Raw genomic sequence first — 20,981 nt, forward strand, 5'->3', positions numbered from 1 at the left:
TCAGCTCTACATGAAGATTGCGACATTCAACATCAACAACATCAACCGCCGCCTGCCCAATCTGCTCGCATGGTTGCGCGCGGCAAAGCCTGATGTCGTCGCGCTTCAGGAATTGAAGGCAAGTGATGGCGAATTTCCGGCAGAAGCGATCGAAAGAGCCGGCTACGGCGCAGTCTGGCGTGGACAGAAGACCTGGAACGGCGTCGCCATCCTCGCCCGCAATGCCGAGCCCGTGCTGACGCGCGACCGCCTGCCGGGACGGCCCGACGATCACGAGGCGCGCTACATCGAGGCTGCCGTGCGCGGCGTCATCGTCACCAGCATTTATCTGCCGAACGGCAACCCGCAGCCGGGGCCAAAATTCGACTACAAGCTCGACTGGTTCGCGCGGCTGAAGCGCCACGCCAAGACCTTTCTCAAGCAGGATCTGCCCGTCGTGCTCGCAGGCGACTACAACGTTGCGCCCACAGAGATCGACATTTATCCGACGCGCTCATGGGACAAGGATGCGCTGATCCAGCCGAAGAGCCGCGCGGCCTTCGCCTCGCTTGTCGAGCAAGGCTGGTGCGATGCGATCCGCGAACTGCACGGAGACAAGCGCATCTACACCTTCTGGGACTACAAGCGGAACCGGTGGCCGCGCGATGCGGGCCTGCGGCTTGATCATCTGCTGCTGAGCCCCGCCCTGGTCTCGCGACTGACAAAGGCTGGCGTCGACAAGAAGGTGCGGGGCGAAGAAGGTGCGAGCGATCATGCACCGGCGTGGGTGGTGCTCAAATAAGCGATCGTCACCACAGATTCTTGCCGTCGATCATATTGACCGGCACCGCCTCCAGGTCGAAATCGTCGAACAGGCGTGCGTTCACCGCGACCTTGGGATTGTCGAAATCGGGCTTGCCGGTCGACCAGTCCGGCGACTCCGAATAGGTGCCGCAGCCGCAATTCGCGCAGTAATGATGCTTGACGGTGCGGCTCCCCCACAGATAGGTCGCGACATTGTCGGGGGGCGACAGCAGGCGAAATTGCGCCGGCGTGTAATAGGCCCACAGCGCACCGCGCTTGGCGCAGAGCGAGCAGGTGCAACGCGTCACGCTCGCAGGCGCCTCTGTCACCTCGAACACCGTCTCACCGCAATGACAGCTTGCCTCGACCGGCATGATCCGCTCCCCGCTTTGTCAGGAGGTGGTCATAGCCCGCCCCTGCTGTCAACATGCTGTCAGCAGTACTTGCACCCAAACAGATCATGAAGAACAACCCCATGCACAGTAGACGACTCCCGCCAGACAAGCTTATGCGGTTATTCCGAAATTCAATTTGACTCGTCGGGCAAAACACTGGCAGGATGTCACCATAGACGGCTCCCTGTGCACCGCGAGCAGCAAGCACTGATCGGGAACTGTCATTCCCCGAGCCCCGGAGCGTGCCTCCCTTGGCCTTCCTCTTCGTCCTCAGCGTCGGCCTGATCGCAGGCACCATTTCCGGCATCGTCGGCACGGGCTCGTCGATCATGCTGATGCCGGTGCTGGTCTACGCGTATGGGCCGAAAGAGGCCGTGCCGATCATGGCCATTGCTTCCGTGATGGCAAATTTTTCGCGGATTCTGGCGTGGTGGCGCGAGGTCGACTGGCGGGCGTGCCTGGCCTATTCGGTCACAGGCATCCCGGCCGCAGCGCTGGGCGCACGGACGCTGCTCGCCCTGCCCTCACATACGGTCGACCTCGCCATCGGCATCTTCCTGATCGCGATGGTGCCGGTGCGGCACTGGCTGGCGCGGCACGACCTCAAGGCCAATCTCTGGCACCTCTGCGTCGGTGGCGCGATCATCGGCTATCTCACCGGCATCGTGGTCTCGACCGGTCCGCTCAGCGTGCCGCTGTTTTTGTTCTACGGCCTCTCCAGAGGCGCGTTTCTCGCGACCGAGGCTGCCGCCTCGCTCGGCCTCTACTTCGCCAAATCGGTGACGTTCGAGCGCTTCGGCGCGCTGACGCAGGAGGTCTTCATCAAGGGCCTGATCGCGGGCTCCTCGCTGATGGCAGGCGCCTTCGTCGCCAAGCGCTTCGTGCTGCACCTGAAACCGGAGATGTTTCGCCTGGTGATGGACGCGATCATGATCGCAGCCGGGCTTTCGATGCTCTGGAATGCAACGCAGCCGTAAAGCGCGATGAGATTGAGTTGAGTCGTCATCGCGCTTTAGCTCTTTGTTTGGCATGATCTTTTCGGAAAACCGTTTCACACTTTCCGGATCATGCTCTAGCGCTCAAGCGGCGAATTCGGGCGCGATCGACGGGCTGTCGACCAGCCCGCGGTCTTCGCCGCCGCCAATTTCCGCAAGCTGGCGCAGGACCGCATCGAGCGGCTGCGGCTTGTGATACAGAAAGCCCTGGCCGAGCCTCACACCCATCTCGCGCATCGCCTGCGCCTGCTCGGCCCGTTCGATGCCTTCCGCAACCAGCGTGAGCCCCAGCGTGCCCGCGAGCGAGGCGATCACGCCGACGATCGCCTTGTCCTCGGCGCTTTCAGGAATTTCGCGGATGAAGGCCTTGTCGATCTTGACCTTGTCGAGCGGAAACCGCCTGAGATGCGCAAGCGAGCTGTAGCCGGTGCCGAAATCGTCGAGCGCAATGGTCGCCCCCAGGCGCCGCAGCCGGCGCAGCGTGTCCGATGCGCTGGCCATGTTGTTGATCAGCGATCCTTCGGTGATCTCGAGCTCGAGCAACGAGGGCGCAACATCGAACCGCTCGCACGTCTCGCGCAAGCAGGCGGCGAGCGAATGGTCGGCAAGCTCCGAGGGCGGCAAATTGATCGCGATCCTGATGTGCGGCCTGCCAGCCTCGGCCAGCTGTTGCAGCGCGCGGCAGGCGTCGGTCAGCACGTAGCGCGTCAGGCGCGCATTGTTGCCGCTGCGCTCGATCAGCGGCAGGAATTCACCAGGGCCGATCACGCCATGCTCCGGATGACGCCAGCGGATGAGTGCCTCCAGGCTGATGATGTCCTGGGTCACGAGGTCGACCTGGCTCTGATACCAGACCTCGAACTGCCCCTCGGAGAAGCCTGTCGGAATGGCAAGCTCCAGATCCCTGCGGCGGCGATAATCGTGTTGAAGCGCTTCATCCAGCACCGCGACGGTGCCGGGTGCCTTGCTCTTGGCGTGGTAGAGCGCGATGTCGGCGAGCGCCGGCAAGTGCGACAATTCAGGATCGCCGGCACGGCGCACGGCAAGGCCGATGCTGGCGCGCGGCACGACCTGCTTGTCATGCAGCATGATCGGCTCGGAGATCGCCTCCAGCAATTGCCGCGCGAAAGCCTGCGCGACCGCTTCATTGCTGACCTCGGGGCGAATGACAACGAACTCGTCGCCGCCGAGCCGCGCGACCCAATCTTCCGCCTCGACCGTGCCCCGAAGCCGCTCCGAGATATGGACCAGGAATTTGTCGCCGGCGTCGTGACCAAAGGTGTCGTTGATGCCCTTGAAATCATCGAGATCGATGAAGCAGAACGCGATCAGCGCGTCCTGAGAGCCGGCATCCCGGCTCAACGTCGCCAGGCGCTCGGACAGGGTGCGGCGGTTGGGCAGCCCCGTGAGCGGATCGTGCGAGGCCATGTGGCCGAGCCGGTCGAGCGCGCCCGAGGTCGTATGCTGCATCGCGTTGAAGGCGATCGCGAGCTGGCCGAATTCGTTGGACGATTTGACATCGGCTGGATAAGCGCGGCTGTCCTGCTTGCTGCGCTGGATCGCCGACATCATCGCAGCCAGCGGCTTGCCGATGAAGATGTTGGCGGAGATCCGCATCGCGATCACGGTCGCAAGCGTTGCGAGCAGACCGACGACGAGAAGCAGCCCCAGCCTGCTGCCCGCGTCCATATAGAGGCTCGCGTAGGAATAGGCGATCGCGATGCGACCGGCCTGAACGGCCATGTTGCCGTTGCTGTAGTTGATCGGGCGCGAGACTTCCGTGAGCGCCTGTACCTCGGGCCGCGCCACCACGCGGGCGACCACGACGCCGGTGTCGTCGTAGACGGCGGCCGCCGCGATGGTTTCGTCGTGCATGATCTCGTTGAGCACGCCTGTGACCCGGTCGTAGCGCATCTTCCAGAGCGGCTCGGCGATCAGCTCGGCGCGGCTCTCGGCAACGCGGGCAATGCGTGCATCGAGCTGCCTGATCTGCGACCAGAAGCTCGAGACCTCGACGCCGGCCGAAGCGAACAGCTGCACCAGCAGCAGCACGGGCACGGTCGCCCAGATCATCGCGCGAACGACCGAGCGCGATGGTGCCGGCTTGCTCGAACCGTTCATCCCGTCAGCGTCCCGCATCATTCACCGGCGCCGCCTGGAGGCGATATTGAGGAGATCAGAGCCTCCACAGAGAAGTCGTATTGGCCACAATGTCCTGCCTTGGCCCTGAACTGCGCAAAATCGATCTGGTCGAAGGCATGAGTGGCGATCAGCGTAGCGACGGAGGCGAGATTGTCGCGCGTGATCGCCGACGTCTTGACCTCGACATGCGGCGAGGTGGCCGCGAAATCGCAACCGTCGGCAAAGTCGCGGAGCAGCACGATCGACCAGCCGCCAAGCAGGAAGTGGCCGCCATCGGTCAGCAGCAGGCGGCCGGCCTTGATTTCGCGCAGCGCGTCCTCCGACCAGTTGAGGCCGACCACCTGGATCGCCTCACCCGGTGTGATGCCGGCGGCCGCGACAGCCTTGAGCGCGCCCAGCGCCATCGGGTCGTTGCCGGCCCAGATCCCCGCGGGACGAATGCCCTTGCGCTGCGCCCAGCCGAGATAATTGGCCGCGACCTGCTCCGCTTCGGACTGCGTCCAGTTCGCGAACAGCATCCGATCCAGCACCACGTCAGGCGCGGCTGCGACCGCGAGTTGGAGGCCGGCATTGCGGGCGATCGAAGCTGGCGTGATCTCGTCGCCGCCGATCGCGAGGAGATGGATCTTGCCGTCGGGGCTTTGCCATTTTTCGTTGCGGGCCGCGCCGATCAGTGCATTCGCCATCCGCGCGCCTGCGGTCGCCAGATCGGTCGTGATGTCCCCGAGCCAATTCTTGAGAATGTGGCGCGGCGGTCCAAGACGTTTCGCATCCTCGCCGATCAACGAATTCGACAGCAACAGCGTCTTGATGCCCGCGGCCTCTGCGGCCTCCAGGATCGGAACGGCGGCGGACTCTTCGTTCGAGAGAATGAGGAAGTCGGGCTTATCGGCGCGTGCGACCACACCGAGACCGAGCTCCTGCATGGTCCGGTAGTTGCGCTCGCTGGTCAGCACCTCGACCCTGGCGTTAAGCTTGCGGCCGGCGGCCTGCATGGTCTGGGCGACCATGTCCCAATAGACCTCGCCGGTCTTGCCCGGGCTCACGAAGACGATGTTGAGCGGTTTTGCATCGGCCGCAACAGCGGAGCCGGCTGGCGCAAGAATGCCGCAGGCGATGCTCACTGCGAGCCATATGCGCAAGATTATCGTCATTTGTTTCGTCACCCCGTCTTGGTTCCGAAACTGGACCCGCGTCCGCTAACATTTGGCAAAGTCCGGTATGATGCGGCGGCGTAGTGCTAACAAAGGGTGTATCGGCTGCGCGGAATGGGCTCATGGAAGGGCTTACGGACACCCGCGCCGCCCACCGTTCCGTGCTATCAGCGCATTTTGTAACCTCCGACTCACCATACTCATGGCCAAGAACACGCTTTCCTTCGTCTGCCAGAACTGCGGCGCGGCCTACAACCGCTGGCAGGGCAAATGCGAGTCCTGCGGCGAGTGGAATACGCTCGCCGAGGAAGACACCAGCGGCAGCGTGCCGGTCTCGATCCGCTCCAAGCGCAAGGGCCGAACCTTTGCGCTTGAGAGCCTGGCCGGCAAAAGCCCGGATGCGCCTCGCATGTCCTCGGGCATGACCGAACTCGACCGCGTCACCGGCGGCGGTTTTGTGCGCGGATCCGTACTGCTCGTCGGCGGCGATCCCGGCATCGGCAAGTCGACGCTGCTGACGCAGGCGACCAGCATGATGGCGCGCGCCGGCCACCGCATCGTCTACATCTCCGGCGAAGAAGCCATCGCCCAGGTGCGCTTACGCGCCGAGCGGCTTGGTCTGTCGGACGCGCCGGTGCAGCTCGCGGCCGAGACGTCGGTGGAAGATATCATCTCGACCCTGTCCGAAGGCGCGGTGCCGCGGCTGATCGTGATCGACTCGATCCAGACCATGTGGACCGACACAGTGGAATCCGCCCCCGGCACGGTCACGCAGGTGCGCGCGTCGGCGCAGGCGCTCATTCGTTTCGCCAAGAAGTCGGGCGCTGCCATCATTCTGGTCGGTCACGTCACCAAGGACGGCCAGATCGCCGGCCCCCGCGTCGTCGAGCACATGGTCGATGCCGTGATGTCCTTCGAGGGCGAAGGCTCGCAGCAGTTTCGCATCCTGCGCGCCGTCAAGAACCGCTTCGGCCCGACCGACGAGATCGGCGTGTTCGAGATGACGGGGCTCGGCTTGCGCGAGGTCACCAATCCCTCCGAGCTGTTCCTGTCCGAGCGCGATCTCGGCACGCCCGGCACCGCAGTCTTTGCGGGCATCGAGGGCACGCGGCCCGTTCTGGTCGAATTGCAGGCGCTGGTGGCGCCGACCTCGCTCGGCACCCCGCGACGGGCCGTGGTCGGCTGGGATCAGAGCCGGCTCTCGATGGTGCTGGCGGTGCTGGAAGCCCATTGCGGGGTCAAGCTGTCCGGCCACGATGTCTATCTGAATGTCGCGGGTGGTCTGCGCATCCACGAACCGGCAGCTGATATGGCCGCGGCCGCCGCGCTGGTGTCGTCCCTGGTTAATGCGCAGTTACCCACCGATGCCGTTTATTTCGGCGAGATTTCGCTCTCCGGCGTCATCCGCCCGGTGGCGCAGACCCCGGCCAGGCTCAAGGAAGCAGCCAAGCTGGGCTTCAAGCGCGCCGTGCTGCCCGAATCGGCCCGCGGCGGCGATGCCGGCGGTGATGCGGGACTGACCCTGAACGCGGTGAACAGCCTGACGACACTGGTTGCAGAGATCGCCGCCAAGGGCTCCCGCCGCGGCGACCCACCCCCGCCGGCGGAGAAAAATGCCACACCGGCAAGATTCCGCCGTGGAGAGGGGTAGCTGGAGGTGACGCCAAGCGCCCCCACCGCTATACAGCCGTCACAAAAGCAGCATGGGATTGCGTGGTTGCGGCCTTGCCGGGAACGTCGTCTGGCCTTCAGTTAGGGCGGCGGCCAAACACCGATTCGCTGAGCACCCTTTGAGCGTACGAGCGGACCAGACCAGCCGATGCCAGTTACACTCCTCGACCTGATCCTGCTCGGTGTGATGCTGATCTCGGGCCTGCTCGCCATGGTCCGCGGCTTCATGCGCGAGATCCTCTCGATCGCAGCCTGGGGCACGGCGGCGATCGTGACGCTGTACTCGTTTTCCAAGCTGCTGCCGACCGCCAAGACCTATTTCAACAACGACACCGTCGCGAGCGTGGTGGTGGTCGCCGGCGTGTTCGTCGGTACCCTGGTCGTGGTCTCCGTGATCACGGTCCGGATCTCCGACATGATCCTGGATTCGCGCATCGGCGCGCTGGACCGCACCCTCGGCTTCCTGTTTGGCCTGGCTCGCGGGCTCTTGATCGTCGTGGTCGCCTTCCTGTTCTTCACCTGGCTGGTGCCGGACAAGCAGCGCCCGGACTGGGTCTCAGGGGCCAAATCCCGCGTGGTGCTCCAGGGAACCGGGGATTGGCTGATGTCCCTCTTGCCGGACGACCCCGAGAACACCATCTTGAAGAGATTCAAGAAAAACAAACCAGATGATGATCAAGCTGATACCGAGCAGCAGCCTTCGGGCAGTGGCGACGGCTACAGCAAACCGGCTCGTGACAGCCTGAAGAAGCTGATCGAGAAACCTGCGGCGCGTTGATTTTAGCCCTAAAGAGAGGCGCGGACGAGATGCGACACCCTGACCAGGACGCCCACACTGAACGCGATCCCGGCTCCGCCGCGCTAGAGCTTCAGGACGACCTGGACGGAGATACGGTCCGCGAGGAATGCGGCGTATTCGGCATCTACGGACATCCTGAAGCCGCCGCCATCACGGCGCTTGGTCTCCACGCCCTTCAGCATCGCGGCCAGGAAGCAGCCGGCATCGTCTCCTACGACGGCAGCCGCTTCCACAGTGAACGCCGCCTCGGCCTCGTCGGTGACACCTTCTCCCGCCGCGAGGTGATCGATCGCCTCCCCGGCACCATGGCGGTCGGTCACGTCCGCTACGCCACGACCGGCGCCACCATTCTGCGCAACGTCCAGCCGCTGTTCGCCGAACTCAATGCCGGCGGCCTCGCGGTCGCTCACAACGGCAACCTCTCCAACGGCCTGACGCTGCGCCGCGAACTCGTCAGAAGCGGCGCCATGATGCAGTCGACCTCCGACACCGAGGTGATCCTGCACCTGGTGGCGCGCTCGAGGCGCAGCCGCTTCATCGAGCGCTATATCGACGCGCTGCGTGAGATCGAAGGCGCCTATGCGCTGGTCTCGCTCACCAACAAGAAGCTGGTCGGCGCGCGCGATCCGCGTGGCATCCGCCCGCTAGTGCTGGGCGATCTCGACGGCTGCCCGATCCTGACGTCGGAGACCTGCGCGCTCGACATCATCGGCGCGCGCTTCGTGCGCGACATCGAGCCCGGCGAAGTCATCGTGTTCGACGAGAACGGCCAGGACATCCACAAGCCGTTCCCGCCGATGGCGCCGCGCCCCTGCATCTTCGAATACATCTACTTCTCGCGTCCGGATTCCATCGTCCACGGCCGCTCGGTCTACGAAGTGCGCAAGGCCTTCGGCGCGCAACTCGCGCGCGAGAGCCATGTGCCTGTCGACGTCGTGGTGCCGGTGCCGGATTCCGGCGTGCCCGCGGCGGTCGGCTACAGCCAGCATTCGGGCGTGCCGTTCGAGCTCGGCATCATCCGCAACCACTATGTCGGCCGCACCTTCATCCAGCCGACGCAGGCGATCCGCGAATCCGGCGTGCGCATGAAGCACTCGGCCAACCGCGCCGCGATCGAAGGCAAGCGCATCATCCTGATCGACGACTCCCTGGTGCGCGGCACCACGTCGAAGAAGATCGTGCGCATGATGCGCGATGCCGGCGCCAAGGAGGTGCACTTCCGCCTCGCCTCGCCGCCGATCCTCTATCCCGACTATTACGGCATCGACCTGCCCGACCGCGGCGGTCTCCTGGCCGCGACGCATTCGCTGGAGGAGATGCGCGAGCTGATCGGCGCGGACTCACTCGCCTTCCTGTCGATCGACGGCATGTACCGCGCGATGGGCGAGCCCGGCCGCGACCCCGCCAATCCGAAGTTTGCGGATCACTGCTTCACCGGTGTCTATCCGACCCACCTCACCGACCAGACCCAGATCGAGCCGCAGCCGCGGCAGCTGTCGCTGCTGGCGGAGGCGAGCTGACGACGAAGCGGCGCCGATGCAGACGATCATCGCCATTCTTTGCGGGGTGCTTTTGGTCGGCTTCATCGTCTTCGCATTCGTCCAGGGCATGAAGGTCACGCCCAAAAACTCGGAAAGCGGCTCGAACGACGATAATAAGCAATTGACCCGCGACCGCTAAGGCGCGGAGGCAATAATTGCGTCATACCGGGCTTGTCTCGGTGACCCATGTCTGTAAAACCCGTCGCGAAGACGTGGATACACGGACATGACAAAACCCCTCGCCAGTCGCATCGCTCTCGTCACCGGCGCCTCGCGCGGCATCGGCTTTGCCACGGCGCTCGTGCTCGCCAAGGCCGGCGCGCATATCGTTGCCACCGCGCGCACGCAAGGCGGCCTCGAGGAGCTCGACGACGAGATCCGGAAAGTAGGCGGCAGCGCCACGCTGGTACCACTCAACCTCACAGATACCGACGGCATCGCGCGGCTCGGCGCGGGCCTGCACGAGCGCTACGGCAAGCTCGACATCCTCGTCGGCAATGCCGGCGTGCTCGGCCCCTCCTCACCGATCGGCCATATCGAGCTGAAGACGTTCAACGACGTGATGGCCGTCAACGTCTCCGCGAACTTCCAGCTGATCCGCTGCATGGAGCCGCTGCTGAAGCAGTCCGATGCCGGCCGCGCCGTGTTCATCACCTCGGGCGCCGCCAACAAGGCGACGGCCTATGTCAGCCCCTATGCCGCCTCCAAGGCCGCGCTGGAGACGCTGGCGCGCGCCTGGGCGCAGGAGACCGCGAATACGGCCATCCGCGTCAATTTATTCAACCCGGGCCCGGTCCGCACCCGCATGCGCGCCACCCTGATGCCGGGCGAAGATCCCGCGACGCTCGACACGCCCGAGCAAGTCGCCGAATTCATCGTTCCGATGTGCGCGCCCGACTGGACCGAGACCGGCAAGTTCTACGACTACAAGACGCGCAGCCTGATGAGCTTCCGCGCGCCGGCCTGATTGGCTGCCGCGCCTCGCCGGGATCCAGACTGCCCGAGCGCTGAAATAGCGTCTCAACGCATCTTGCCCAAAAGTTAACCGACGGATGACGCTACGACGCAGCATGATCCGGCTTAAGGTGCATTGCCGCCGTCCCTGGGACAGGCTACGGAATTTGCCGGACCGAGGCTCCGCAAGAGAGCCGTCCGCATATTTGACAATGGAGGAAACCTTTTATGACGATGTTCGCGCGCCGCTCTGCGGCCCTTCTGGCCTGTGCCGCCGCTTTCGGATTTGCATCACCCGCTTCCGCTCAAGACAAGACCGTCACGATCGGCGTGCTCAACGACATGTCCAGCCTCTACGCCGATATCGGCGGTCCCGGCTCCGTGGTGGCGGTCAAGATGGCGGTCGAGGATTCCGGTCTGGCTGCCAAGGGTTGGAAAATCGAGGTCGTCAGCGGCGACCACCAGAACAAGCCTGATGTCGGCGTCAACATCGCGCGGCAGTGGATCGACACCCAGAAGGTCGACATGATCACGGACACGCCGAACTCGGGCGTGGCGCTGGCGGTCAGCAACGTCGCCAAGGAAAAGAACGTCGTCCTGCTCAACAATGGCGGCGCCAGCGCCGACCTCACCGGCAAGGCCTGCAACGCCAACACCATCTCCTATACTTACGACACCTACATGCTCGCCACCGGCACCGGCAAGGCGCTGACCAAGGCCGGTGGTGACAGCTGGTTCTTCCTGACCGCCGACTACGCCTTCGGTGCGGCGCTCGAGCGCGACACCAGCGCGGTCGTGACCGCGAATGGCGGCAAGGTGCTCGGCGGCGTCAAGCATCCGCTCAACACCTCCGACTTCTCATCCTTCCTGCTCCAGGCGCAGAACTCGAAGGCAAAGATCGTCGGGCTTGCCAACGCCGGCGGCGACACCACCAACTCGATCAAGCAGGCGGCGGAATTCGGCATCGTCGAGGGCGGCCAGAAGCTCGCAGCGCTGCTGCTGTTCATCAACGACGTCCACTCGCTCGGCCTCAAGACCGCGCACGGCCTGACCTTCACGGAATCCTTCTACTGGGACCTCAACGATGCCACGCGCGCCTGGTCGAAGCGTTTCCAGGAAAAGACGGCCAACAAGGCAATGCCGTCGATGACCCAGGCCGGCAACTATGCCGGCGTGATTCATTACCTCAAGGCGCTCGAGGCGCTCGGCGGCAATCCGCATGACGGCGCCAAGGTCGTCGCCAAGATGAAAGAAATCCCGACCGACGACCCGCTGTTCGGCAAGGGCCCGCTTCGCGAGGACGGCCGCCGCATCATCCCGGCCTATCTGTTCGAGGTGAAGAAGCCTGAAGAGTCGAAGGGCCCTTGGGACTATTACAAGCTGGTCTCGACCATTTCTGCGGAAGACGCCGCAAGGCCGCTCAAGGACAGCGAATGTCCGCTGGTGAAGAAGTAAGCGCGTAAGGGTCTCTAACTCCACGACGTCATGCCCGGGCTAGTCCCGGGCATTCTCGTTCCCAGCCCGGAACGAGACTGCCGTAGGTGGGCAAAGCGAAGCGTGCCCACGCATTTTACCTGATCGAGAGAGATCGTGGGCACGGCGCAAGGGCGCCTTTGCCCACTCTACGGGACCGTCTTTGCGGTCGCGAGGGTCCGCACAGCGATCGCCACGCACACCACCATCAAGGCTGCGGCAAGCAAGAACGGTGCGCCGGGCAGATGCAGCGGCGCGCCGGCGCCGATGAAATAGGAAAACGTCAGCGTGAACAGGAACGGGCCGACGAGCTGTGACACGCTCTGCACGCTCGAAGTCGCGCCCTGCAACTGGCCCTGCTGATCGGGCGCCACCAGCCGCGTCATCAACGCTTGAGACGCGGCTCCCGAGATGCCCCACAGCGCCAGAATCGGAATACCGATCCAGGAGAGCGGCCCGGTCGGCGCGGTGCCGAGAACGATAAAGCCGAGCGCGCCACAGCACAGGCCAAGCAGCAACGCGTTGCGCTCGCCCAGCACGCGCACGATCGGGCCGATCGCGAGCCCCTGCACCACCATGGCGCAGATGCCGACCATCGCGAGCGTCAGTCCCACCGTCTTGGAATCCCAGCCATAGCGATAGGTCGCATAGAGCACGAAGGTCGAGGGCAGCACGACATGCGCGACCTGCGCGATGAAGTTGACGACCGATAACGCCGCCAGCGCCGCGCTGGAGCGCAGCAGATGAAGCGCACCGATCGGATTGGCGCTGGTCCAGCGGAACGGCGCGCGTTTGTCGGGGGCCAGCGATTCCGGCAGGACGAACACCCCATAGAGCGCATTGGCAAGGCTGAGAGCGGCCGATGCCCAGAACGGCAGTCGCGGATCGATATCGCCGAGCAGACCGCCCAGCGCCGGGCCGAGAATGAAGCCGGCGCCGAATGCCGCACCGATCTTGCCAAAGACCGCAGCGCGCCGCTCCGGCGGCGTGATGTCGGCGATATAGGCAAAGGCGGTCGAGATGCTGGCCGAGGTGATGCCTGAGATCACGCGGCCGACGAACAGCCAGTTCAACGACGGTGCCAGCGCCATCAGCACGTAGTCGGCGGCAAGCCCGAAATTCGACAGCAGCACCACCGGCCGGCGGCCGAAACGATCCGACAGCGCGCCGAGCAGGGGCGAGAACACGAATTGCATCAGCGCCCATGCGGTGCCGAACAGGCCGAAGATGCGGGCCGCATGCGCGGTGTCGTTGCCGACAAAACTCCCGATCAGCTTGGGCAAGATCGGCATGATCACCCCGAGCGCGAGCATGTCGAACAGGATGGTGACGAAGATGAAGGCGGCGGCCCCGCGCCGGATTGGCGCAGCGCCTTGCGCTATCGCCTCGCCGGCATCGCCGCTCACGACGGCCGCTTGCGCTTGTGGGCGAACGGATTGGCCTTCTCGCGCAGGGTAATGCGCACCGGCGTGCCCGGCAGATCGAAGGCCTCACGCATCGAGTTGATGAGGTAGCGCAAATAAGACTGCGGCACCGCGTCCGCGCGCGAGCAGAACAAGACAAAGCTCGGCGGGCGCGCCTTGGTCTGGGTGATGTAGTTCAGCTTCAGCCGGCGTCCTGAGACGGCCGGCGGCGGATTGGCCTGGACCGCCTGCTCGAACCAGCGATTGAGCGCTGATGTCGGCACGCGCCTGTTCCAGAGCGCGTAGGCGTCCTGGATCGCCTGCATCAGGCGATCAATACCCTCGCCCATCAGGCCGGAGACGGCGACGATCGGCACGCCCTTGAGCTGCGGCAGCAAATGGTCGGCATCGCGGCGCAGCCCCGAAATCGCGCCGCCGCCCTTGGTTTCCATCAGGTCCCATTTGTTGACGGCAAGCACGACCGCGCGGCCCTCGCGCTCGATCAGATCGGCGATGCGCAGATCCTGCTCCTCGAAGCGATTCTGCGAATCCATCATCATCACGACGACTTCGGCGAAGCGCACCGCACGCAGTGCATCGGCGACCGAGAGCTTCTCCAGCTTCTCCTCGATGCGCGAGCGCCGGCGAAGACCTGCGGTGTCGAACACCCGAAACTCGCGGCCCTTCCAGTTGATCTCGACTGCGATGGAATCGCGCGTGGTGCCGGCTTCCGGGCTCGTCAGCAGGCGCTCTTCGCCGAGCAGATGGTTGATCAGCGTCGACTTGCCGGCATTGGGACGGCCGACGATGGCCACCCGGATCGGGCGCGTTGCAGCCTCTTCCTCGGAGATCGGCTCGTCGTCCTCGGCCTCATCCTCCTCGACAGGCTCCGGCATCAGCTTGGCAAGCGCGTCGTAGAGCTCGCCCATGCCTTCGCCATGCTCGGCGGAAATCTGGATGGGATCGCCGAGGCCAAGCGCGAAGGATTCCATGGCGCCGGCATCGCCATGCTTGCCTTCGCTCTTGTTGGCGACCAGCAGCACCGGCTTGTTGGCCTTGCGGGCGAAATCGGCGAAGGCGCGGTCCGTCGGCGTGAGGCCGATGCGGGCATCGATCACGAAGAACAGGGCATCGGCCTGCGCGATCGCGGCCTCGGTCTGCTCCTGCATGCGCGCAGTCAGCGAACCCTTGGCGCCCTCGTCGAGACCGGCCGTGTCGACGATGGTGAATTCGAGATCGCCGAGCCTGGCCTCACCCTCGCGTCGGTCGCGGGTGACGCCCGGCAGGTCATCGACCAGCGCGAGCTTCTGCCCGACCAGGCGGTTGAACAGCGTCGACTTGCCGACATTGGGCCGGCCGATAATGGCGATCGTAAAGGACATTGGTCATTCGTGCGCCGCGGAGGCTGCGCCTGTCAATTCGGTGAAAAATATCAGCGCGAGAAACTGCCGCTGGGCATCGGCGCCGGGAAGGCTCCCTGCGTCTGCTGTTGCTGGGTGGTCTGCTGCGCCGGTTGCGCCGGCTGCTGAGTGGATTGCTGGTCCGGCGGCGGCGCGGTGGTGCGTTTGCGAACGATCTTGTGCTTGGGCGGCGGGGCGGCCGGTGCCGGTGCCGCCTCGGGCTGAGCCTCGCCGTCGACCTCGCCGGCCGGCGCTTCAGCCGGTGCAGCAGCGGTGGGGGCCGGTTGCCTCGTCTTCTTGCCCCTGGCCGATTTTGACGATTTGGCGGGCTCGGCGGGCGGCGGCTCAGCCGGCAGCGCCGCGACGGCCGGCGCGTCCTGCTGTTGCTGCGCGCCCTTGTACATCTCCTTCGGCACGCCCTGCTCGAGGCCCGGCACGCCCTCGGGGAAAACAGGCTTGCGCTCGCCCGGCAGCTTCTTCTTGGTGTCGAGGAAGTCCATCAGGTCGCTCGGATCGAATCCGCCGCTGGAGCAGCCGCCCAGGACGCCCGTGAAGGCGATCAGGACGGCGGCTGCAATCAAACGTGGCGTGCGGCGCATATCGATATCTCGTCTCAGTCAGCTCTCAGGACCGTCAGCTTTTGGCGACGGGCGGCAGCAGGGCCTGGAGCGCCTCGGCGCGCGAGCGCAGGCTAGGAGGCGTTTCGCCGTCCTCGGCGATCGCGTCGACCCATTTGCGGGCGGCGGTCATATCGTTGTTGCGCCAGGCCGACAGCGCCAGCAACTCGCGGGCGCTGTGGCGGAAGGTCGACTTGGGCTCGGCGGACGTTTCCAGCCGCTGCTGGATGTCGGCGTAGCTCGCGCTGTCCACCAGCAGGCTCGCCGCGCGGATCTTCGCCAAATCCTGCCACTCGCTGCCGACGCTGCGGTCGGCGACGATGTCGTCGAACATCTTTGCCGCGGCCTTGGGATCGCGAGCCGACACCTCTGCTGCGGCACGCAGCCGCGACAGGATGCGATAGCCAGACGGGGCCTTGGCGGCAAGATCGGCGAAAGCTGTTTCAGCCTCCGCGTGCTTGCCCTGCTCCGACAGCTCGACGGCCTTTTCGAAGGTGGCGCCCGCCTCGGCGGCCTTCTTGGCCTCCAGGTACTGGTAGCCGCGCCAGCCGCCCACGGCGGCCACGATCAGCACCATCAGGGCGATGAAGTAGAGCGAATATTTGTCCCACAGCTTTTTGAGCTGTTCGCGACGTACTTCCTCGTCGACTTCGTCAAATAATTCAGACACTTAAGGTAATCCCATGCCCGGCCGGGAGCGCGCGCTAGATCGCGCGCGTCGAAAGCCCGTCCCCACTTGGCGGCGGCGATACCCTAACGATATGGCGGTGGCAAGGCAAAGCAAGGCCGATCAAGGCGTTAACGCGCGATCCGGGATAGTCTGGAGATGCGGGAGGTCCCTACCAGAGCTCCCGCAACTGTCGCTTCAGGACCTTGCCGTTGGCGTTGCGCGGCAGGGGATCGGCGGTGATCACCATTGTCTCCGGCACCTTGTAATCGGACAGTCGCTCGGCGCACCAGGCCCGCAAGTCGTCGCTGCCGACCTGCGCCCGCGTGACCACGACCGCGTGGACCCGCTCGCCCAGCACCGGGCATGGCTTTGCGATGATCGCACTCTCGACCACGGCGGGATGACCGGCCAGCACCGATTCGACCTCGGCCGAGTAGATCTTGAGGCCACCGCGATTGATCATGTCCTTCTGGCGGTCGAACACGCGGACGAACCCATCGAGATCGATCGAGCCGAGATCGCCGGAATGCCAAAAGCCGGCGGTAAAGCTCTCGGCCGTCGCTTTCGGGTTGTTCCAGTAGCCCTTGATGACGGAGGCGCTCTGAATCCAGAGTTCGCCGATCTCGCCGGGTGGAAGTTCGCGGCCATCCGTCCCCATAGCAATGATCCGCGCCCCCGGACACGGCAGGCCGACGCTGTCGATATGGCTTGCCGTCAGCTCGCCCGGCATGATGGTGGACGGCGACGTCGTCTCGGTCGCGCCGTAGCAATTTGCGAGCTTCAGGCCGGGAATCGTTGCCTTCAGCTTCTCGATCGTCGCGACCGGCATCGGCGCGCCCCCGAAGCCGCCGATGCGCCAACTCGAGAGATCATAGCTATCGAAATCGGGCCGCAGCAGGCAGAGATTGTACATCGCCGGCACCATCACCGTATAGGTGACGCGCTCGCGCGCCGCGAGCTTGAGGTAATCGGCCGCTTTGAATTCCGGCATGATGATCAGCGCGCCGCCGCAGCAGATCATCGTGGTGATGTTGGCGACGACGCCGGTGACGTGACCAAGTGGGACGGCTGCTATCGAGCGGTCGGACGCCGTCAATTCCAGGCAGGACACGAACACCATCGAGGAATGCACAATGTTGCAATGGGCCAGCATCGCGCCCTTCGGCTTGCCCGTCGTGCCCGAGGTGTAGAGGATCATCGCAGTATCCTCCTCGTTCGTCTCGATCGGCGTCGACGCCGGCGCGTTGTCCGCCAGCACCGAGAAGCGCGAAAGCTTCGCGTCGTCATCGACGGCAATGCGGTGCATCACGTCAGGAACATCGCGCGCATCCGGCAGCCGTTCAGCGAGTGCCGCCTCGTGGATCAGGATCTTGGCGCCGCAATCGGCGAGCACATAAGCGATCTCTGGTTTCTGCTGGCGCGTGCTGAGCAACACCGTAACCAGCCCCTCATGCGCGGCGGCGAACAGCAACAGCGGAAATTCGATGCGGTTGCCGAGCAGGATCGCAACCCGGTCACCGCGCTGCAGGCCGAGCTTGCGAAAGCCCGATGCAATCCGCGCGGCTTGCTCCACCGTCTGCCGCCAGCTCAGCCGGACATTGCCGCAGACCAGCGCCTCGCCGTCGCCATTGCGCGCCGAGGTCTGCGCTATCATTGCCCACAAGCTCGAAGGCCGATCGACGAAGGCCGGCACCACCCGATCACCAAAGCGCGCCTCGGACCGCATCGGCGGAATCTGAGATCGTGACCAGTCCATCGGAGAGCCCTCGTCTTGTTGCTTTTGTCACACTCCGCGCATCAGCACGGAGGCGATATGTTGCGCTGATCGGTTAACCGCCCATCACGGGAACGCCGATCACGACAGGATGGAATGCAAACGCCAGCGCCAGATAGGCGACGATGCCGACTGCGATCGCAATCAGATCGTTGGTGACGCCGCCCACCGGGATCGGCGGGCCACCGCTGTCGGTGCGATGTTTCAGCGAAATGCGGTCATACACGCCCCAGCCGAGAAACGAGCCGAACAGGATGATGGAGCCGAGATCGCCGTTGGCGAGCAGATGCGCAAACGCCCAAAGCTTCACGCCGGCGAGCATCGGATGCTTCAGCGTCGCATAGATGCGCCCGCGCAGGTAGGAGGCGACCACGAGGATGACGGCAGGCAGCATCAGCGCGACCGTGATGTGCTTCATCGCCTTTGGCGGATACCAGACGTCGATCCAGCCGGTCGCGCGATAGTGGGCAAAGCCCCAGACGATCAGCGCCAGCCCTGCAAGCGAGACGACCGAATAGAGGATCTTGTAGGTCCCCTCACCCAGGCGCGCGATCGCCTGTGCGCGTGCGTCCCGCTTCGTTGTGAAAATATGGGCGGCGAAAAACAGCACCAGCCCCAGGATCATGACCAACAGACCCACGACATCCTCCCCTTGAACCAGCGCCCCGACTCTGAGGTATCATCGATTGGCCGCCGGTCGCAACTGATGCGCTACTTTCCGGGCTCGCGATTGTCGACATAGCGGATCGCAATTGGTCGTCCGGCCAGAGCACCGCCGAGGCCGCTGGTGAACTTCAGCGGCAGACAGGCGTTCAGAGACGAATTGATCGCGTTGAGGTAAGTGGTTCTGATATCGGCGGGGACGCCCGCAGTCGCAAAGGTCAGCCGCGGCGGGCCGACCAGGCCGCCGGCTTTATTGAAGCTGAAGCGAACAGCCATCTGCATGCCTGCGCGCACATTGTCGGACGGCGGCGACCAGCACGTGCGCAGTTCGGCAAAGAGGTCGCCGATCGTATCGAGATCGTGATCCGGCTTTTGATACTTGGCCCGATCAGCCTCCGCCGGCACGCTCTCGATCGTGAGCTGAAGGTTCTCGCCGTAGGGATAGTCGATCTCGGGAATGCAGGGGCCGGGCTCGAGCGGACTGCAATAGGACGGCGTGCAAGGCCGACCATCGAGCACACTGCACGGCTCATGCGCAAACGGGATTGGATTGATCTGGCGACGCTGCGCGTTGGAGGCAACGGTCGAGATCGCCAACAACGTGAAAACGAGAATGCCGCGCCACATGCTTTGAGCCCGCGATGTCACGCGAACAAACGTGGCATCCTCAATGAACGCGTCAACCCTGCGGGCGTTCACATGCTCGCGTTCAGGTACGCTGTCGTCGCCCGGCTTGCCAAGCCGGGGCATGACAGCGGAGGGTGTGGCCGCAGAGCCTAAGGGCGGTAGGCAGCACGAGCCCCTAGCCCTTCTTCTTGACGTCCTTGACGTTGGTGAACTCGATGCCTTCGGCGCGCTCTTTGGTGTAGCCGAGATAGAACTCGTTCCGGGCCAGGTACACGGGATCGCCGTCGACGTCATCGGCGATGCTGGAGGTGTTGGCGGCAACGAAGGTATCGAGCTTCTTGCGATCCTCCGAGGAGATCCAGCGCGCGAGCTGGAACTCGCTCACTTCGAACTCGACCGGCAGCGAATATTCTGCTTCGAGCCGTGCCTTGAGCACGTCGAGCTGCAGTGCGCCGACCACGCCGACCAGCGCCGGGGCCCCGTCGCGCGGACGGAACACCTGCACGACGCCCTCTTCCGACATCTGCTGAAGGGCTTCCTTCAGCTTCTTCGCCTTCATCGCGTCGGTCAGACGGACGCGGCGGACGATTTCCGGCGCGAAGCTCGGCACGCCGACGAAATTGAAGTCCTCGCCTTCGGTCAGCGTGTCGCCGATGCGCAGCGTGCCGTGATTGGGAATGCCGACGACGTCGCCGGCAAAGGCCTCGTCCGCCACCGAACGGTCCTGTGCGAAGAAGAATTGAGGGCTCGACAGCGGCATGCTCTTGCCGGTGCGTACCAGCTTCGCCTTCATGCCGCGGCTGAGCTTGCCGGAGCAAAGGCGCGCGAACGCGATGCGGTCGCGGTGGTTCGGATCCATGTTCGCCTGGATCTTGAACACGAACGCGCTCATGCGCGGATCGGTGGCTTCGACCTTGCGTTGGTCGCTGTCCTGAGCGCGCGGCTCGGGAGCGAACTTGCCAAGACCTTCGAGCAGGTCGCCGACGCCGAAATTGCGCAGCGCGCTGCCGAAATAGACCGGCGTCAGATGGCCCTCGCGGAATGCCTCGAGCTCGAACGGTTTTGAGGCCTCGGTGACGAGCTCGAGTTCGTCTTTCACCGCGGAGGCATCGAGATTGGCGTTGAGCTTGGCAAGCTCGGCGATCTCGATCTGCTGCGCTGCACCGGTCTTGGCGCCGCCGCCTTCGAGCAGACGCACGCCGCCGTTGATGACGTCATAGGTGCCGAGGAAGTCGCGGCCACGGCCGACCGGCCAGGTCATCGGCGTGGTGTCGAGCGCCAGCGTCTTCTCGATCTCGTCGAGCAGCTCGAACACGTCGCGGCTCTCGCGGTCCATCTTGTTGATGAAGGTGATGATCGGGATATCGCGCAGACGACACACCTCGAACAGTTTTCGCGTGCGCGCCTCGATGCCCTTGGCGGCGTCGATCACCATGACGGCGGAATCGACCGCCGTCAGCGTGCGGTAGGTGTCTTCCGAAAAGTCCTCGTGGCCCGGCGTATCCAGCAGGTTGAACACGAGGCCCTCGAACTCGAAGGTCATGACCGAGGTCACGACCGAGATGCCGCGCTCGCGCTCGATCTTCATCCAATCCGAACGGGTGTTGCGCCGCTCGCCCTTGGCCTTGACCTGACCGGCGAGATTGATGGCGCCGCCGAACAGCAGCAGCTTTTCGGTCAGCGTGGTCTTGCCGGCGTCCGGGTGCGAGATGATCGCAAAGGTGCGCCGCCGCGACACTTCTGCGGCAAGCGGGGAACGGGCCGGCGATTCGGCTGTGGTGGCTGCAATGTCGGACATGGCGGGAGCGTTTGGCAGGGAAAATGGGAGCGATCAAGCCTCATTTGGTGATTGCACAGCCCTTCGGCCAGCCCCATATCGGCTTCCGGGGAGGACGACCTCCCCGTTCACCAGCATATTAG

The 20,981-nt window shown here is 64.5% G+C and carries 19 protein-coding genes; 8 read left to right on the forward strand and 11 right to left on the reverse strand.

Going from position 1 to position 20,981, the window contains the following annotated elements:
* Positions 1-10: 10 nt before the first annotated feature.
* Positions 11-781, forward strand: coding sequence for an exodeoxyribonuclease III (locus L6639_RS01610; protein WP_237858369.1), 771 nt, complete (start codon positions 11-13; stop codon positions 779-781).
* A gap of 7 nt (positions 782-788) precedes the next feature.
* Here L6639_RS01610 and L6639_RS01615 read toward each other — a convergent pair whose 3' ends face one another.
* Positions 789-1,157, reverse strand: a complete 369-nt coding sequence (locus L6639_RS01615; RefSeq protein ID WP_237858372.1) for a GFA family protein — start codon at positions 1,155-1,157, stop codon at positions 789-791.
* Between the two features lie 272 nt (positions 1,158-1,429).
* Between L6639_RS01615 and L6639_RS01620 the strand changes: the two genes are divergently transcribed.
* A complete protein-coding gene (locus tag L6639_RS01620; RefSeq protein ID WP_237858373.1) occupies positions 1,430-2,155 on the forward strand; it encodes a sulfite exporter TauE/SafE family protein in 726 nt (241 codons plus the stop codon).
* A gap of 102 nt (positions 2,156-2,257) precedes the next feature.
* Here L6639_RS01620 and L6639_RS01625 read toward each other — a convergent pair whose 3' ends face one another.
* Both L6639_RS01625 and L6639_RS01630 read right to left on the reverse strand, forming a co-directional pair.
* The gene (locus L6639_RS01625; RefSeq protein ID WP_237858375.1) at positions 2,258-4,294 is read right to left on the reverse strand and encodes a putative bifunctional diguanylate cyclase/phosphodiesterase; all 2,037 of its coding nucleotides are present in this window, start codon (positions 4,292-4,294) and stop codon (positions 2,258-2,260) included.
* Positions 4,295-4,311: 17 nt separating this feature from the next.
* On the reverse strand, positions 4,312-5,469 hold the full coding sequence (locus L6639_RS01630) for an ABC transporter substrate-binding protein (protein WP_237858377.1): 1,158 nt from the start codon (positions 5,467-5,469) through the stop codon (positions 4,312-4,314).
* A gap of 202 nt (positions 5,470-5,671) precedes the next feature.
* Here L6639_RS01630 and radA point away from each other — a divergent pair, with 202 nt between their 5' ends.
* From radA to L6639_RS01660, 6 genes are all read left to right on the forward strand, one after another.
* A complete protein-coding gene (radA, locus tag L6639_RS01635; RefSeq protein WP_237858379.1) occupies positions 5,672-7,120 on the forward strand; it encodes a DNA repair protein RadA in 1,449 nt (482 codons plus the stop codon).
* A gap of 168 nt (positions 7,121-7,288) precedes the next feature.
* Positions 7,289-7,918 (forward strand): CvpA family protein, encoded by a 630-nt coding sequence (locus L6639_RS01640; RefSeq protein WP_092234672.1) that lies wholly within the window; start codon positions 7,289-7,291, stop codon positions 7,916-7,918.
* Positions 7,919-7,947: 29 nt separating this feature from the next.
* Positions 7,948-9,459: an amidophosphoribosyltransferase gene (gene purF, locus L6639_RS01645; RefSeq protein ID WP_237858381.1), complete on the forward strand. Its 1,512-nt coding sequence runs from the start codon at positions 7,948-7,950 to the stop codon at positions 9,457-9,459.
* Between the two features lie 16 nt (positions 9,460-9,475).
* Positions 9,476-9,619 (forward strand): hypothetical protein, encoded by a 144-nt coding sequence (locus L6639_RS01650; protein ID WP_237858383.1) that lies wholly within the window; start codon positions 9,476-9,478, stop codon positions 9,617-9,619.
* An 87-nt stretch (positions 9,620-9,706) separates the two neighbouring features.
* Positions 9,707-10,447, forward strand: a complete 741-nt coding sequence (locus L6639_RS01655; RefSeq protein WP_237858385.1) for an SDR family NAD(P)-dependent oxidoreductase — start codon at positions 9,707-9,709, stop codon at positions 10,445-10,447.
* A gap of 215 nt (positions 10,448-10,662) precedes the next feature.
* Positions 10,663-11,889 carry an ABC transporter substrate-binding protein gene (locus tag L6639_RS01660; protein WP_377802666.1) on the forward strand — a complete coding sequence of 409 codons (1,227 nt, stop codon included), beginning with the start codon at positions 10,663-10,665 and terminating at the stop codon, positions 11,887-11,889.
* Between the two features lie 167 nt (positions 11,890-12,056).
* Here L6639_RS01660 and L6639_RS01665 read toward each other — a convergent pair whose 3' ends face one another.
* From L6639_RS01665 to L6639_RS01700, 8 genes are all read right to left on the reverse strand, one after another.
* Positions 12,057-13,313, reverse strand: a complete 1,257-nt coding sequence (locus L6639_RS01665) for a TCR/Tet family MFS transporter (protein WP_237858387.1) — start codon at positions 13,311-13,313, stop codon at positions 12,057-12,059.
* Complete coding sequence (gene der, locus L6639_RS01670) at positions 13,310-14,692, reverse strand: ribosome biogenesis GTPase Der (protein WP_237858394.1); 1,383 nt, start codon at positions 14,690-14,692, stop codon at positions 13,310-13,312. Before der ends, L6639_RS01665 begins: the two co-directional genes overlap by 4 nt.
* Positions 14,693-14,742: 50 nt before the next feature.
* Positions 14,743-15,309: a hypothetical protein gene (locus L6639_RS01675; RefSeq protein ID WP_237858396.1), complete on the reverse strand. Its 567-nt coding sequence runs from the start codon at positions 15,307-15,309 to the stop codon at positions 14,743-14,745.
* Positions 15,310-15,343: 34 nt separating this feature from the next.
* Positions 15,344-15,997, reverse strand: coding sequence for a tetratricopeptide repeat protein (locus L6639_RS01680; RefSeq protein WP_237858398.1), 654 nt, complete (start codon positions 15,995-15,997; stop codon positions 15,344-15,346).
* Between the two features lie 169 nt (positions 15,998-16,166).
* Positions 16,167-17,753, reverse strand: coding sequence for a class I adenylate-forming enzyme family protein (locus tag L6639_RS01685; protein ID WP_237858399.1), 1,587 nt, complete (start codon positions 17,751-17,753; stop codon positions 16,167-16,169).
* Between the two features lie 73 nt (positions 17,754-17,826).
* Positions 17,827-18,411 (reverse strand): NnrU family protein, encoded by a 585-nt coding sequence (locus L6639_RS01690; protein ID WP_237858400.1) that lies wholly within the window; start codon positions 18,409-18,411, stop codon positions 17,827-17,829.
* 71 nt (positions 18,412-18,482) lie between these two features.
* Positions 18,483-19,061, reverse strand: coding sequence for a hypothetical protein (locus L6639_RS01695; RefSeq protein ID WP_237858401.1), 579 nt, complete (start codon positions 19,059-19,061; stop codon positions 18,483-18,485).
* A gap of 175 nt (positions 19,062-19,236) precedes the next feature.
* Positions 19,237-20,859, reverse strand: a complete 1,623-nt coding sequence (locus tag L6639_RS01700) for a peptide chain release factor 3 (protein WP_237858402.1) — start codon at positions 20,857-20,859, stop codon at positions 19,237-19,239.
* Positions 20,860-20,981: the final 122 nt, after the last annotated feature.

The sequence above is a fragment of the Bradyrhizobium zhengyangense genome, from assembly GCF_022012555.1.
Taxonomy (GTDB): Bacteria; Pseudomonadota; Alphaproteobacteria; order Rhizobiales; family Xanthobacteraceae; genus Bradyrhizobium; species Bradyrhizobium zhengyangense.